At 73.2% G+C, this 15,042-nt stretch carries 12 protein-coding genes, 1 tRNA gene and 2 pseudogenes; 7 read left to right on the top strand and 8 right to left on the bottom strand.

Translation table 11 applies throughout. The features are described from left to right. The first annotated feature begins 262 nt into the window (after positions 1-262). Together ACQP0N_RS03735 and ACQP0N_RS03730 are read left to right on the top strand one after the other, a co-directional pair. Positions 263-1,552 carry a VWA domain-containing protein gene (locus tag ACQP0N_RS03735; protein ID WP_433117579.1) on the top strand — a complete coding sequence of 430 codons (1,290 nt, stop codon included), beginning with the start codon at positions 263-265 and terminating at the stop codon, positions 1,550-1,552. Beyond that, positions 1,552-2,334: a peptidase gene (locus tag ACQP0N_RS03730; protein ID WP_433117577.1), complete on the top strand. Its 783-nt coding sequence runs from the start codon at positions 1,552-1,554 to the stop codon at positions 2,332-2,334. The genes ACQP0N_RS03735 and ACQP0N_RS03730 overlap by 1 nt, the downstream gene beginning before the upstream one ends. Positions 2,335-2,386: 52 nt before the next feature. Here ACQP0N_RS03730 and ACQP0N_RS03725 read toward each other — a convergent pair whose 3' ends face one another. Then, complete coding sequence (locus ACQP0N_RS03725; protein WP_433117575.1) at positions 2,387-2,656, bottom strand: hypothetical protein; 270 nt, start codon at positions 2,654-2,656, stop codon at positions 2,387-2,389. Positions 2,657-2,839: 183 nt separating this feature from the next. Between ACQP0N_RS03725 and ACQP0N_RS03720 the strand changes: the two genes are divergently transcribed. Beyond that, a complete protein-coding gene (locus ACQP0N_RS03720; protein WP_433117573.1) occupies positions 2,840-3,505 on the top strand; it encodes a 4'-phosphopantetheinyl transferase family protein in 666 nt (221 codons plus the stop codon). Between the two features lie 138 nt (positions 3,506-3,643). Continuing rightward, a complete protein-coding gene (locus ACQP0N_RS03715) occupies positions 3,644-4,492 on the top strand; it encodes a DUF4352 domain-containing protein (RefSeq protein ID WP_433117571.1) in 849 nt (282 codons plus the stop codon). Between the two features lie 52 nt (positions 4,493-4,544). On the opposite strand, the gene ACQP0N_RS03710 is transcribed toward ACQP0N_RS03715, so the two are convergent. After that, a complete protein-coding gene (locus tag ACQP0N_RS03710) occupies positions 4,545-5,546 on the bottom strand; it encodes a hypothetical protein (protein ID WP_433117570.1) in 1,002 nt (333 codons plus the stop codon). Between the two features lie 192 nt (positions 5,547-5,738). Here ACQP0N_RS03710 and ACQP0N_RS03705 point away from each other — a divergent pair, with 192 nt between their 5' ends. The 3 genes from ACQP0N_RS03705 (at position 5,739) to ACQP0N_RS03695 (ending at position 8,167) form a co-directional block, all read left to right on the top strand. Then, on the top strand, positions 5,739-6,437 hold the full coding sequence (locus tag ACQP0N_RS03705) for a hypothetical protein (RefSeq protein ID WP_433117568.1): 699 nt from the start codon (positions 5,739-5,741) through the stop codon (positions 6,435-6,437). Positions 6,438-6,758: 321 nt separating this feature from the next. Then, on the top strand, positions 6,759-7,337 hold the full coding sequence (locus tag ACQP0N_RS03700) for a hypothetical protein (RefSeq protein ID WP_433121393.1): 579 nt from the start codon (positions 6,759-6,761) through the stop codon (positions 7,335-7,337). A gap of 146 nt (positions 7,338-7,483) precedes the next feature. Further along, positions 7,484-8,167 (top strand): lytic polysaccharide monooxygenase auxiliary activity family 9 protein, encoded by a 684-nt coding sequence (locus ACQP0N_RS03695; RefSeq protein ID WP_433117566.1) that lies wholly within the window; start codon positions 7,484-7,486, stop codon positions 8,165-8,167. 71 nt (positions 8,168-8,238) lie between these two features. Here ACQP0N_RS03695 and ACQP0N_RS03690 read toward each other — a convergent pair. The 6 genes and pseudogenes from ACQP0N_RS03690 to ACQP0N_RS03665 all read right to left on the bottom strand — a co-directional run bounded on the left by ACQP0N_RS03690 (position 8,239) and on the right by ACQP0N_RS03665 (position 15,027). Beyond that, a tRNA-Ala gene (locus ACQP0N_RS03690) sits at positions 8,239-8,315 on the bottom strand. Positions 8,316-8,712: 397 nt separating this feature from the next. Then, positions 8,713-9,485: pseudogene (gene sepX / locus ACQP0N_RS03685) on the bottom strand (divisome protein SepX/GlpR). Between the two features lie 185 nt (positions 9,486-9,670). After that, a complete protein-coding gene (locus ACQP0N_RS03680) occupies positions 9,671-10,321 on the bottom strand; it encodes a GNAT family N-acetyltransferase (RefSeq protein ID WP_355048988.1) in 651 nt (216 codons plus the stop codon). 67 nt (positions 10,322-10,388) lie between these two features. Then, positions 10,389-11,701, bottom strand: a pseudogene (locus ACQP0N_RS03675) (molybdopterin molybdotransferase MoeA). Then, positions 11,698-12,660: a UTP--glucose-1-phosphate uridylyltransferase gene (locus ACQP0N_RS03670; RefSeq protein ID WP_357124495.1), complete on the bottom strand. Its 963-nt coding sequence runs from the start codon at positions 12,658-12,660 to the stop codon at positions 11,698-11,700. Before ACQP0N_RS03670 ends, ACQP0N_RS03675 begins: the two are co-directional and overlap by 4 nt. 9 nt (positions 12,661-12,669) lie before the next feature. Continuing rightward, positions 12,670-15,027: a diguanylate cyclase gene (locus ACQP0N_RS03665; protein WP_433117563.1), complete on the bottom strand. Its 2,358-nt coding sequence runs from the start codon at positions 15,025-15,027 to the stop codon at positions 12,670-12,672. Positions 15,028-15,042 lie beyond the last annotated feature (15 nt).

Below are 15,042 nucleotides of genomic sequence, written 5' to 3'. Positions count from 1 at the left end.
ACGCGCGCCCCGATCGCCTGCCACGGGGGAAGCGGGCGATTGGGGCGCGCATGAAGAGCTTAACCACCGCGCGCCACCGGCACAACGGGTCAACTTGGGTCGGATTTCCGACCGATTCCGGCCGGGCCGAGGACTATCCTCCGGCCGTTGACCGAGGGTGACCTGACGTGGACCCAGCGCCCCCAAAGGGGACGCTCCGGCCGTGCAGAACGACCAACCACCCCGACGGCCCTCCAAAGTGGATCTCACTACACTGCGGGCCGTGATCAACTTCAGACGATCGGCGGCCGTCCTTCTCGGACTGCTGGCGACCACCGCGCTGACCGGGCCGGTCCCGGCGGCGGCCGACGAGGAGCAGGTGGCCGAGCCACCCCGGGTCGAGCTGGTGCTCGACGTCAGCGGCTCGATGCGGGCAGCGGACATCGACGGACGCAGCCGGATCTCGGTGGCCCAGCAGGCCTTCAACGACGTGGTGGACGCGCTACCGGAAGAGACCCAGCTCGGCATCCGGGTGCTCGGCGCGACCTACAAGGGCAAGGACAAGAAGGTCGGCTGCCAGGACACCCAACAGATCGTGCCGGTCGGTCCGGTCGACCGGACCGCGGCCAAGGCAGCGGTGGCGACACTCCGGCCGACCGGGTTCACCCCGGTCGGGCTGGCACTGCGCTCCGCCGCGCAGGACCTGGGCAACGGGGCCACCACCCGACGGATCGTGCTGATCACCGACGGGGAGGACACCTGCGCTCCGCCGGACCCGTGTCAGGTGGCCCGGGAACTGGCGGCGCAGGGCACCAGCCTGGTCGTCGACACGCTCGGCCTCGCACCCGACGAGAAGGTACGCCGGCAGTTGCTGTGCATCGCCGGGGCGACCGGCGGCACGTACACCGCGGCGCAGAGCGCCGACGAGCTGACGGGCCGGATCAAGCAGCTCGTCGAGCGGGCCGGCGACACCCACACCCGGGCGCCGACCGTGGTCGGCGGCACGGACGCCTGCGGGTCCGCGCCGCTGCTCACCCCCGGGGTGTACGCCGACCGGGAGTCGTTCTCCGAGCACCGCTACTACCGGGTGCCCGTACGCCCCGGTCAGGAGCTGCGCGCGTCGGTGAGCATGGCGTTGGACCGGCCGGTGAACCGGGACTACGGGGTGCTGCTGCGGGCCACCGCGGCGGACGGGCGGGAACTGGTGAGGGGTGCGGACGCCGGCAGCGGCCGTGCCGACGTGCTCTCCGCCGGCCTGCGCTGGTCGGCCACGGCGGACGAGGAGGACGCCGACGAGGATGCCGCCGAGGCGAGCCCGACGCCGACCGTCGAGCCCACCACCGTCTGCCTGGTGGTCAGCAACTCGTTCGCCGCACGCCCGGGCACCGCGGCGACGCCCGGCATGCCGGTGGAGCTGACCATCGACGTGGTCGCCGCCGCCGGCGCCCCGGACGGCCCCGATCTCGGCCGTGGCTGGGTCCTGCTCGCCCTGCTCACCGTGGCGGGTTTGCTCACCGGCCTGGTCGCCGGCCTGCTCACCCGCTGGTGGGTCGCCACCTGGAGGGAGAACTGATGCGTACGGCACTGTTCCGGTCGCTGGCGGCGCTGCTCGCCGCCGGCGGGGTCGCGTTACTGCCCGCGGCGGCCGTGGCCGCCCCAAGCCCGTCGCCCGGCGCCACTGCCGTGACCCGGGCCGGCACCTCGTTCCTCACCGCCACGCCGATCACCGCCGGTCAACCGGTACGCGTGGACGCCTCCATCGGCGATCACCTGTACTGGTCGTTCACCGCGACGGCCGGGCAGGTCCACGAGATCAGCGCCACCGTCACCTTCCCGAAGGCACGCAGCGGCGCCTCCACGTGGACGATCGACGTGTTCGACGGGCTGCGCCGGCGGCAGGCGTGCACCGCCGGGGCGCAGACGCCCACGGTGGACGGCAAGGCGTCCAGCGTGGCGTTGGGCTGCACCCTGCGCGAGGTCCGTCCCTGGGCGGAACCGTGGTCGGCCGATCCGCTGCCCGGCACGTACGTGGTCCGGCTCTCGGTCACCGACCTGCCCGAACCGGACCTGGGCGCACCCGTCGACGTGGACCTGCTGGTCGGCGTCGTCGACGACCGGGGCGCCTCAGCCGATGACGGTGAACTGGCCGCACCGCTGGTGCCGAACACGAAGGCGGGCACGGTGCTCAACGCCGTACCGACGCCGGAGCCGGAGGCCGACGACGAGGGTGGCTCGCTGACGGACTGGCTGCCGGATCTCGGCTCGCGCTGGATCTGGACCGGCATCGGCGGCGTGCTCGCCGCGGTGGCCGGGGTGGTCGGCTTCGCTCTGACCCGGCGGCCCCGGCGACCCTGAGTCGGCCGTGCCCGTCGGTGGCCCCGCCCGGTCGGGCGGGGCCACCGGCGGTTCAGCTTCGTCGCGTCCCCCGCGGCAGCCAACCGATGAAGCGGTCCTGCAACGACATCACCGGCGCTGCCCGCAAATCCTCGGCGGCGGCGGCGAGACAGGAGCCCAGGTAGACGCTGAGCATCGCGCGGTCACCCCCGTACTCCGCCAGCAGCCGGTCGCGCTTCGTCGTGCACGGCCACTCGTCGCCGCAGGAGCCGCAGCTCCAGCCCGGGGTCGTGGGTGCGTGGTCGTCGGCCCGACCCCCTGGCCGTTCGGCGCCATCGCTCATCGCAGCTCCTTTAGATGCTCACGGGACTTGGCAGCTCTTGATGGTGGTCCCCCCGGAGCCATCATGGAGAGCGCGACGCGTCCCTCCGGTGTTACATCTTTGCGGTACCTTCTGCGGTCGTGGGAGTCGGAAATTTGACGGTCCAGAGAACCCCTGCTCGCTACCCGTCGGTAGGGCCCCGCCGTGCGTGAGCTCCTGCCGCAAACGGTCGCCGTGGCGGTCGCCGCGCCCGACGACTGGACCGGCGACCTCCTCGACGCGGAGCGGGCGTGTCTCGGCGACCAGGCGGTGCAGACCCGTCGACGGGACTTCACCGCCGGTCGGGTCTGTGCCCGCCGGGCCATGGCCGACCTCGGCCTGCCGGTGGTGGCCGTGCCCAGCGCCGCCAACCGGGCGCCGGTCTGGCCGGCGGGCGTGGTGGGCGCCATCACCCACACCGCCGGCTACTGCGCCGCCGCCGCGGCGCGCGCCACCGACGTGCGGTCCGTCGGTATGGACGCCGAGCAGCACCGCGAGATCGATGCGGGGGTACGCCGACTCGTGCTGCTGCCCGAGGAGCAGGAGCACTACGCGCGACTCCCCTCCGGCATCCGGTGGCCGATCGTCTTCTTCAGCGCGAAGGAGACGGTCTACAAGGTCTGGCACCCGGTCGTCGGGTCCTGGCTGGACTTCCACGACGCCCGGCTGGAGATCGACCCGGACGCCGGCACGTTCACCGCTCGGATCGCGCCGGCGCGGGTGGACGCGGCGGAAGCCGCTGGGGTCGCGGACCCGCCGAGCACGATCCACGGCCGGTTCGTGGTCGCCGACGGCCTGGTCCGCACCGCTGCCGTCCTCGCACCGCGCTGACCACCACCGTCCACGCTGGCCACCGCCGCGGGCTACGGGGGCCGTGGGACGCGGGCCGGCGTGCCGACCGGCCACCCGGCGCCGCGAGGTAGCGTCGGCGCGTTCCCGAACCGCACGTACGAGGCGTCAAGGAGTACGGTGACCCACCCCCAGCCCCCCGTCGGACCGCAGGACCTTCAGCAGCCGAGTCCGGAGCCGCTGCTCCCGGCCACACCGCAGCGGTCCGCCGCCGACCCGATGGTTCCGCCGGCGACGCCCAGCCCCTGGTCGACCGCGGGCAGCGAGCCGGTCCCGCCGCCGTACTCCGGCGCCGCGTACCCGCAGGGCGACGGGCCGGGCCACCCGCTCACGATGCCGCCGCCCGTCCCGCCGACGACGACGTCGCAGCGGACCGTGGTCGCCGTCGCGGTGACGACGGCCGTGCTCGCCCTGCTGTTCTGCGCCGGCGGCATCGTGGCCGTCGTCATCGGCGCGAAGAACGCCGCCAACAACGTGACCGAGGCGCTGCCCACCCCCGGCGTCACCGGCGACACCGGGCAGCCGGCGGCCGGGGCCATGCCCTCGCCCGTACCATCCGTCGCCTCCGCCAAGGCCCGGAACATGTCCGTCGGGGACACTCTCGTCATCGACGACAACGGCGGCACCGTCGAGATCACCGTGACGAAGTTCCACACCGCCACGAAGCCCTGCAAGACCTACGGCCTGAAGCCCGACGAGGGCATGTTCGTGATCGCGGACGTGACGGTGACGGTGACCAGGGGCACCGGCTCGGCAAACCCGCTCTTCTTCCAGTGGGTCGCCGCCGACGGCACCGAGACCAACGCGGTGACGGGTGCCTTCTCCGGCTGCGGCAAGCCGATCCCGGCCGGCAACGACCTGGCCGCCGGCAGCAGACGTACCGGCAGCGTGGTGTTCGACGTGCACGACACGTCGGGGGTGCTGGAGTACCAGCACCAGTTCGCGACCGCCGGTTCCTGGCGGCCCTGACGTGCTGGTGGGGCCGGCCCGATGATCGGACCGGCCCCACGCGTTCGACAGGTCAGCAGCCGGTCCACCGGACCGGGGTCACCCGGTCGGCGTTCCGGAAGCCGACGATGGCACCGGTGTCGGCGATGGCCTTCGCGCCGACGTTGCCGCCGCCCGGCAGGACCCGGGAGGTGGCGCCACGGGTGACCAGGGCACCGCCCACCACGACGCCCTTGGCGTTCACGTCGTCGAGCCCGGCCTCCGGGTCGAGGATCGTGTGCGATCCGTTGCGGAGGTCCCACCGGACCTTCGCCGGGTTGTCACCGCCGAGCCAGACCTGGCCGATCGCCCAGTGGCCCGCGGCGGCGTTGACCACCGTCGACCCACCACCGGCGACCGCGAGCGGCTTGACCTTGCCGTTCGGGCGGCGGACCCATCCGGTCCAGTCGCCGAAGGGTCCCGCCTGACCGACGATGGTCCCGTTCGGCGTGATGCCGGTCGCCTGGGCGTCGACCGGGGCGTCGAGCACCTCGACCGTCCCCGGTCGGGCGGCCGGCCAGCGCAGGGCGCTGAACTCGCCGGGCACGATGTCGGAGCCGTAGCCGACGATGTCACCCGCGGAGTTGATGGCGGTGACGAAGATGCCGGTGGACGGCAGCACCGGCAACTGCTGGAGCTTGCCGTCGCGGTAGGTCCACGGCCGTCCGATGCCGCTCTCCGCCCAGCCGTTGGCGATCACGGTGCCGCTCTCGTTGACGTCGACCGGGTCGAGTCCGTTGCCCGGCGCCACGATCTCGGTGAGCCGCTGCTTGTCCCAGACCAGCAGCAGGTACTGGTTCTCGGTCTCACCGACCCGCAGACCCGTGCCGGCGACGAAGCGGCCCGACGGGTCGATCGCGCTCGCGTCGGCGCGGTAGGTGTCCGTCGGGTAGGGCAGTGTGCTGATGGTGCAGGCGCTGGCGGTGGTCCTCGCGGGCGCGGCGGTCGCCGTCGAGGACAGGGCGAGCCCGAGGGAGGCGGTCAACAGTCCAGCGGCGGTGCCGGCGAGCATCCTGCGTCGAGCGGTGTACGTCATCTCTTCTCCCCGTGTGGAGCCCGGCGGTCCCGGGCATCGACTTATGCCAGATGCACACCTGAGAGGGCCTCACGGTTGCGGCCTGTCCGATGAGCGACGCCGTTGATCCAGACGGCCTACGGTCTGCTATGGACGGTCGACGCGGGTGGACCGCTCTTGCCCGAGGTCCGTCGTGGCCCCAGGATCGGGCGGGTGATCATCGATCGGCCGCGTCCGAGCCGCACGCTGGACTACCACCTGGTCCTACCCGCCCCGGGCGACCCGATCGGCGCGGGCATCCTCGTCGAGGAGTTCACCCGCCAGGAGGATTTCTGCGCCACCGGCCTGCAGAGCGCGAGCTGGACACCGGGCGGTGGCTGGTGGAGTTCCGCCGCGCTGAGCCGCGGCCTGCGCGCCGACCCCGCCGTCCTCGCCCGAGTCGTGCCCACCGGCCCCGCCGAGGCAGCGGACGCCTACCGCCGCCTCGGCGGGGGCGAACTGCCGTCCGAGGTGGAGCTGCGGACGTACTTCCGCGACCACCAACCGATCGCGGTGGCCGCGCCGCTACGGCTCGGTCCGAGCCGGCCGCCGGACGGCTTTTCCGAACGACGGGTGTACCGCGTCCTGTTCGCGAAGGACCTGCGGGCGGAGCAGGTGGCAGCGCTGCGGAGGAGATGGCGCACGACGGGTGGCGGCACCGCCGGATCGGTCGCCGACGGTCGCCACGACAGCGGTGGTGCCCGGTTCAGCTGGCACCTGCGCCGGGTCGGCCACACCCTCGCCTGGGGCCTCGACGTGACGGTCCTGGTGCGTATCGGCGGGGCCGATGCGGTGCCGGCGATCCTGGCCGACCTGACGAACCTGCTGCGACAGCACGGGCTGGTCACCGTGACGACCGAACGGTTCGCCTGACGAACTTGCCGATTTCGCAATGATGTACGTCGATGTTGCCACAGTGGTGCCAGACGTGTTGGAATGGCTCGTATCGCCGCAGCGCGGGGGCAACCGCGCTGGGGACGGCCAGCGCGGGAGCAACGCAGTGCCGGCAGCGCGCCACCTGGGCAGCCGCTCGCCTGTCGCACAGCCGGGCCATCTCCGTGACGACGGACAGCTCGCCGTTCCCGTCGTACGCACCCCCGACACATGCCCCCGATGGCCGACGTGCCCGCCGGGGCGTCCGGTCCCGTCCGGTCCGTGAGGACGCCGGAACCGGCGACGAGGTGAGAGGCAATGATGAGTTCCCCAGAGAATGCCCCCAGGTGGTATCGCAGCCGCCTGGTGTGGGTGGCGGTGATCCTGCTGGCGGTGTCGGTCGGCGCGGTCGTACTGGTCAGGCAGGCGGACCAGGACGCGAAGCCGGCGGACCTACAGGCCCAGATCACCGCCCGGATGCGGACGACGCTCGAACAGGCCGACCCGGGGCAGCACAACCATGCCGGCCACGGCGCCCAGCAGGTGGCCACCGAGGGTAAGCCGCCGGTGATCTGCGGGGTCCGCGTCTACGGGTACGAGCCGAGCGACGCCGCCGCGCTGACCGACGTGCGTACGGTCTACGGCTTCCACCTGTGCGGAGTCGCCGAGAAGAAGCGCCCCTGGGACGTGGCGGTCAAGCTGGCCGGCCCTTTGATCATGGACATGTCGACAAACCCTCCGGGCATCCAGGTGGTGGAGGCGACCGCCGATGTCATGTTCGTCGACCGACTACGCCAGATGTTCCCGGACAAGTACGAGGAGTTGGCGCTCAAGGAGGCGTTGACCCAGTCGGAGATGGCCGATCAGCGTCGCCGGTACGACGCCGCAGCCGGCCTCTGAGCACGTTCCCCCCGCTCGGTGGTGACCACTCTGACCACCTCATATCCCATTTTAGATAGATCAGCATTGATATTTAGACACATGGATGTAACAGTGGGTTTGGGAGCGTTCCCACCCCGATCACCCCCGAGAACGGAGGATGAACCGTGCGTTCAACCAAGTCCGATCAATCCGGCGGGCGACCCCGGTCAACCGTCCGTCGGTCCCTCCAGGCGCTGGTCCTGCTGTTCGCCATGGTGGCCGGCGCACTGCCCTCGGTCGGCGCGGCCCAGGCACACGGCACCGTCATCAACCCGGCAACTCGCGCCTACCAGTGTTGGAAGACCTGGGGCAACCAGCACACGAACCCGGCCATGCAGCAGCAGGACCCGATGTGCTACCGCGCGTTCCAGGCCAACCCCGACACGATGTGGAACTGGATGAGCCAGCTGCGCGACGGTCTCGGCGGCCAGTTCCAGGCCCGCACCCCGGACGGGCAGCTGTGCAGCAACGCCCTCGCCCGGAACGACTCGCTCAACCAGCCCGGAGCCTGGAAGTCGACCCCCGTCAGCCGCAACCTGACGGTCCAGATGTACGACCAGGCCAGCCACGGCGCTGACTACTTCCAGGTCTACGTCTCGAAGCAGGGGTTCAACCCGGCCACCCAGAAACTCGGGTGGGGCAACCTGGACCTGATCGCGACGACCGGCCGCTACGCGCCGGCGCAGAACATCTCGTTCAACGTCTCGATCCCGTCCTCGCGCAGCGGGAACCACATCCTGTTCGTGCTGTGGAAGGCGTCGCACATGGACCAGACGTACATGTGGTGCAGCGACATCACCGTCAGCTGACGGCAGGACTCGACAGCCACGGCATGCAGCAAGGGCGGTTCTCGGTCACCCGAGAACCGCCCTTGCCCTGCTGGTGGAGCTGAGGGGATTTGAACCCCTGACCCCCTCGATGCGAACGAGGTGCGCTACCAGTCTGCGCCACAGCCCCCCACCGGCGAACCGGCTTCGGTCCCACCCGGCTTACACCGGGCGGGCCGGCAGCAAGGCTAACAGGTCGTCCGCCTCCACCGCGAATCCACCCCCGGTGCGCCGCCCCGCAGACCCCGAGATCCACTCGGCCTCCAGGAAACCGGGGCATCCCGGGCATCCAGACACCACGCCTTCCCGGAAGCCGAGTCGATCAAGCGCCGCAGGCCTCACACCGACCTTGATCGACTCGACATCGCCGATGTGGGGGCATCATCTCGCTGGGACACCCCCAAGTCGGTGATCTCGAGTCGATCAAGCGCCGCCACACCCGGCAAGGCCGCCGCCAGACCCGGCAAGGCCGCCGCCAGACCCGGCAGGCCGCCGCCAGACCGGCAGGGCCGGGCCGGGCAACGCGGTCAGGCGCCGCGGCCGGCCTCGTAGGGGCGGCCGCGCAGGCCACCCGAGCGCCGGTACGAGACCGAGCCGCCGTTGACCGCCGCCGGCAGATCCGCGGGGCGGTCGAGGCCCATTGCGGCTCGGCGTACCACCTCGCGTTGGGCCGCGAGGCGACGCTGCGCCTCCCGGCGGGCCGCCGCGCGACGGGCCTGCTCGCGGCGGACCTCGGCCTGGCGGGCGGCCAACCACGCCGCCTCCCGGGCCCGGGCGCGACGCCGGCGGCGAGCGGCGAGGGCCCGCCTGCGCAGGTGTACGACGTACACGGCCAGCAGCATGAAGGTGACCGAGAAGCCGATCCAGAAGCCGGGGCTGACGAACAGCACGCCGATCAGTTCGACGACGTTGAGCAGCAGCAGCGCGGCGAGCACGCGGCGTCGCCGGTACACGGCGGGAGTGTGCTGCCGGCGCGGCGGACGGCGGCGGGATCGCTTCGGGGCCGGCGGTACGGCGCGCAGCCGACCGGAGCGGCGGGCCGCCGGCGGCGCGGAGACCGGCACGGCCAGCTTTCCCGTGGTCGCGTCTTCACTGAGGGTGACGACAAGCGAGCGCGGCGGGTGCAGGGCGCCCGTCCCGGCACAGTGCGACGCCGCCGACGGCGTTGGAGCACCCGCGCCGTCGACTGCGCCCGCTCCGCCACCAGCCGCTCGGTGGCGTCGTACCGGCGGACCAGCGCCGGGGCCAGGGCGAGCAGGCCGGCGGCGGCGAGGACGGCGAGGAGCACCGAGGTCGGCACCCTCACCCCTCCCGTCACCGAATTCGGAGCAACCGCTCCCCGACCGCAGGATCTTCCACCGATCACGCCTGAGCGCGTGGATCATCCGGGCGGTGAGCGCTTGCCGCAGCTTGCAGTTACTTGAGGTTACGGTGAACCGACCGGGATACCGCAGCGCCGCGCCGATCCCGTGCGTGGGACAGTCGTTACCGCGCGGTCGCGCGGATCCGGTGCCAGCGGGCCAGTAGACCGCCCTCGGCGGCGACCTCCTCGCTCGTCATCGCGTATCCGATGTGGTCACGCCACGCGCCGTCGATGTGCATGTAGCGCACGTGGTACGACTCCTCGCGGAAGCCCAGCTTCTCCACCACCCGCCGCGACGGGCGGTTCTCCGGCCGGATGTTGACCTCGATCCGGTGAAGTCCACCCGGGCCGAACGCGTGGTCGACGGCGAGCGCGAGCGCGGTCGGGATCACACCCTGCCCGGCCACTCGGGCGTCCACCCAGTAGCCGACGTAACCGGAGCAGAAGGCGCGGCGCACGATGCTGCCGACGTTGAGGTGCCCGACCAGCCGATCCCGGTCGGCCTCACGCAGGCAGACCGCGAAGGGCATCCCCTCGCCCTCGCGGGCCGAGCGCCGCTGGTCGCGGTGCACCCACCGGAACGCGGCCGGCGAGTTCAGCTCGTCCCAACCGCCCGGCAGCGACGACTCCCAGGGGGCCAGCCAGGCCTGGTTGGCCCGGCGTACCTGCGACCACGCCGCCGCGTCGGAGCGCCGGTACGGGCGCAACAGCACCGGCCCGTCGACCAGCACCGCCGGCCAGCCGGGCGCACGGACCGGTCCGAAGAGACTCACCCGCACAGTCTCCCGCGCGGGACCGGTTCGCGCGCAAGTGGACCCCCGACGTCCCGTCCGGGGGATCTCACCGACGGCGGTCCAGCAGCAGGACGTCCACGGTGGAGCCGGCGGCGGCGGTGGTGACCCGCTCGCCGAGCACCAGGAGCCCGTTCGCCTCGGCCAGGCCGGAGAGGGTGAACGGCCCCCCACGCAGCGGTTGCACGGTGTAACCGCCGCCGCGTCGCTCGGCGACGTGCGCGGGCCGGAACTCGCGCAGCCCGCCGGGTGACGACACGGTCTCCAGCAGGTGGGCCCGGACGCTGGGACGGAAGACCGGCTCCGCGCCGGCGAGCAGTTGGATCGCCGGCCGGGCCAGCACCTCGAAGCCGATCAGCGCGGCACCCGGGTCGCCGGGCAGGCACACCACCGGCACCTCCTCGGCGCCGACCGTGCCGAACCCGAGAGCGGTGCCGGGATAGAGCGCCACGTCGGTGAAGGTCACCGGCCCGGCCCGGCCGCCCTCGCGGCGGGACAGGATCCGCCGGACCATGTCACCGGGGCCGGTGCCGGTCCCGCCGGTGGTGATGATCAGATCGGCCCGCAGGGTCTGGTCCTCCAGCAGGCCACGCAGCCCTTCCGGGTCGTCGTCGCAGATGCCCACCCGGTACGCCAGCGCGCCCACCTCGGCCGCGGCGGCGGTCAGCGCGTGCGAGTTGGCGTCCACCACCTGACCGGGCTGGCTGCCCCGGCCCACATCGACCAGCTCGTCCCCGGTGGCCACGATGACCACCCGTGGACTCGGCCGGACCACCACATGGCCGATGCCGGTGGCCGCGAACACGGCGACGAGGGCCGGGGAGACGTACGTGCCGGCGCGGGCGAGCAGAGTGCCGGCGGGCAGCTCCTCACCGGCGCGGCGGACGCCGTACCCCCGCTTGGGGGTGCGGAAGATCTCGACGGCGGCCATGCCCTGGTCGGTCCACTCCACCGGGACCACCACGTCCGCGGCGACCGGCAGGGGCGCCCCGGCGGCCACCGAGAAGCACGCGCCCGGGGTGAGTCGCACCGGACGCCAGCTCGCCGCGCCCAGGTCGCCGACCACGTTGAGCCGGATGCTCCGCCCACCGGGCGTGCCGGAGGGGCCGGGACGTAGCTCGGGCCCCGGCCCCCTCCGGAAATGTCCTCCCAGCGGGCCGCGTACCCGTCCACGGCCGCCTGGTCGAAGGCCGGGAAGGCGTGCGGCGCGACGACGTCGTCGGCGAGGACGTTGCCGTGCGCCTGGGTGAGGTCGAGGTCGAGTGGCGGCAGCGCTCGTAACCTGCGCAGCACGCTGCCCAGGTAGTCGGCGAGCGGCGTCAACTCGTTCGCGGCCGCCTCGGCGTCGGCCGTCGCGGTCATGTACCAGATCCGCCTGCCGCGTCGGCCTTGACGAACTCGGCCAGCCAGGAGCGGAACTCGCTGCCGAGGTCCTCGCGCTCGGCGGCGATCTGCACGACCGTCTGGAGGTACCCGAGCGGCATGCCGGTGTCGTAGCGGGTGCCCCGGTAGACGATCGCGTGTACCGGGGTGCCCTCGGTGCGCAGCAACTCCATCGCGTCGGTCAGCTGGATCTCGCCCCCGCTGCCCGGCTTGGTCCGCCGGATCGCGTCGAAGATCGTGCCGGGCAGCACGTACCGGCCCAGCACGGCCAGGTTGCTCGGCGCGTCCTCCGGCTGCGGCTTCTCCACCATGCCGGTCACCTTGACGACCTCGCCGATGTCGGTCAGGTCGCCCTCGGCGGGCTCGACCGAGGCGATGCCGTACCGCTTGGTGTCGGCCGGGTCGACCTCGAAGAAGGCGAGCACCACGCCGCCGGTGCGGGCCTGCAACTCCAGCATGGCCGGCAGCAGCGGCTCGGACGGCTTCACGAACTCGTCCCCGAGCAGCACCGCGAAGGGCTGGTCACCGACGTGGGCCTCGGCGTACCCGATCGCGTGCCCGAGCCCGAGCTGCTCCGGCTGCCGGACGGTGTAGATCTCGGCCAGCTCACCGGGCCGACGCACGGCCGCGAGGCGCTCGGCGTCGCCCTTCTCCTCCAGCCTGGTCTCCAGGTCGGGGCGACGGTCGAAGTGGTCCACCATCGACGTCTTACCCCGACCGGTGATCAGCAACACGTCACCGATGCCGGCCTGGGCGGCCTCCTCGACGATGTACTGCAGCACCGGTCGGTCGACGACCGGCAGCAGCTCCTTGGGAACCGCCTTGGTGGCCGGCAGGAAGCGGGTGGCCAGTCCGGCGGCCGGGATGACGGCCTTGACCGCCAGGGGACGGCCGGTTGCGGCGACCGTCGCTGAGGGGTTCGCTGAGTGCTCCGACATGCCGCGAGACTATCGGCCACGGCTCTGCCGCGGCGGGTGTGGCCCAGAAGACGCGCCGCCGCCCGGCCCCGGCCGCGCCGCGTCCGGACCCGCTCGCGCGGCGTCCACCGGGCCGTCCGCCGGTTCCGGCCGCGCGTGCGCGGGCCCCGGACGGTTCGATTCGGGTACGCCCGCAGCCGGCTCCGACCGGGCGTGGCCGCCCGGCTCCCGCGCGACCTGCGCGGACCGGCCGGCTCTCGGCAGCCCGTCGGGTGGGCTGACCGCGCCGGCCGGCACCGGAATCTCCCGCGTCGGCACGTCCGGGCGGACCTCCGCGACGCGGTAGGTGTCCCGACCGGCGGCCTTGGCCACGTAGAGGGCGTCGTCGGCCGCCTCCAGCACCTCCCGCCCGGTGCTGCCGTGGTCCGGGTAGACGGCGATGCCGACCGACACGGTCACCACGATCGGCCCCGCGTACGCCTCGACGGCGATCGGCGTCTCGCGTACCGCCGCGCCCAGCCGCTCCGCGACGATCGCCGCGCCCCGGGCGTCGGTCTCCGGCAGGAGCAGCACGAACTCCTCCCCGCCCTGCCGGAACGCCAGGTCCACCTCGCGGATCTCGCCGCGTACCCGCCGGGCGAACTCCGCCAGCACGGTGTCCCCTGCCGCGTGCCCGTACGTGTCGTTGACGTCCTTGAAGCGGTCCAGGTCGAGGGCGAGGACGCTGAGCATCCGGCCGAACCGGCTGGCCCGCTCGACCTCCCGGCGGATCGACTCGCGCAGGTAGCGGTAGTTCCACAGCCCGGTGAGCGGGTCGGTAAGGGAGAGCCGCTGAGCCTCCTCGTGGACCCGCACGTTCTCGACCGCGACGGCCGCGTGCCCGGCGAAGGTCCGCAGGGTGACCAGGTCGTCGTCGTCGAACTCGGCCGCGCCCACCCGGTCGTAGAGCGCCAGCACGCCGAGGGCCACCGCCGGAGAGACCGCCTCGTCGACGGTCCGCTCGCCGCCCGCGTTCGTCGTGCCGCCGCCGAGCCCGGTCGCGCCCGGGGCGGCGAGCCCGGTCGCGCCCGGGGCGGCGAAGGGGACCGCCACGTAGGTGCGGCAGCGCGGCTCGCCGATCGGCGTCTCGCCCGGTTCCACCCGCCCCCGCTGCGGCTCACCGGTCGCGGCCACCGCGCCGACCACGCCGACGCCCACCGGCACCCGCAGGGTCTGTGGCCCGTCCGGGTCATCCGGTGCCGGCCAGCGCCCGTCCAGACCCTCACTGCACTGTGCCACCAGCACCCCGCCGGTCTCCACCAGCAGCACCGCGCCCGCCCGGGCGCCGGTGGCCGCGATGGCGCTGTGCAGGATCACCCGCAGGATGCGTTGCAGATCGTGGGTGCTGGCCAGGGTGTCGCCGAGCACCGCGAGGTGCCCACGGAGCTGGTCACGGCTGCTGGTGAGCGCCGCGACGTACGAACCGGTCTCGCGGGTCATCCGGTTGAACGCCTCCGCGAGCCGGCCCAGCTCGTCCCGGCCGCGCACCGGCACCCGGGCGGTCAGGTCGCCGTGCGCCACCCGGTCGACCGCACCGGCCAGCTCCGCCAGGGGCCGGGTGGTCACCCGGGCCAGCCGCCACGCGGTCAGCACGGCGAGCAGCCCGGCCAGGACGACCACGCCGGCCAGCGTGACGTGCAGGCCCGGTGGCCTGGTGCTCGGCACCGACAGGACCAGCGGCAGCGGCTGGCCCACCGACGGTCCGACCCGGCGCACGTACCGGCCCTTCGTGGTCTCGGTGACCCGCCCGCCGGCGGTGTGGCCGGCGGCGGCCAGCACCCCGTCGCGTACCTCGCGGGACTCGGTGGTGTGGGTGAACCGGGCGGCGCTCGCGCCGCCGTCGAGCAGCGTGACCGCGACTCCGCTCACGGCCGCCAGCCGGGCCACGAAGGCCGGGTCGACGAACTGCGCGGCGGCCACACTGCCCAGCAGTGCGCCGGCCGTGTCCCGCCGGTCGACGTGGGCCGCCAGCGCGCGGACCGGACCGGACGTCGCGGTGACCGGCTCGGAGCAGTCCCGCCAGGGTGTCGGCGGCGCGCCCGGCGAGACGTACGTGACCCGGCCGCCCACGTCGCTGACCTGCACCGCAGCGGCCAGCCCCCGGCCGATGAGCTGGCCGGCGACGACCGCCGGATCACCGGTGAGGGCGACCGCGTCGGCGGCGGCACGTAGCTGCTGGCAGAGCGCGTCGACCGAGGTACGCACCGCGGACGCCGCCACGGCGAGGCGTTCGGTGGACCGGGTGCGGTCGACGGCCGTGACGGTGGAGGCGACGAAGAACGCGCCGAGCAGGACCGGGCCGAGCACCACCACGAGGAAGGCTGCCGTCAACCGCCCGCGTAGCGTCACTCGGTCCCCCCGGAA

The organism is Micromonospora sp. CA-246542 (genome assembly GCF_050942905.1).
Lineage (GTDB): Bacteria > Actinomycetota > Actinomycetes > Mycobacteriales > Micromonosporaceae > Micromonospora.
This window is presented reverse-complemented; position numbering and strand designations above follow the sequence as displayed.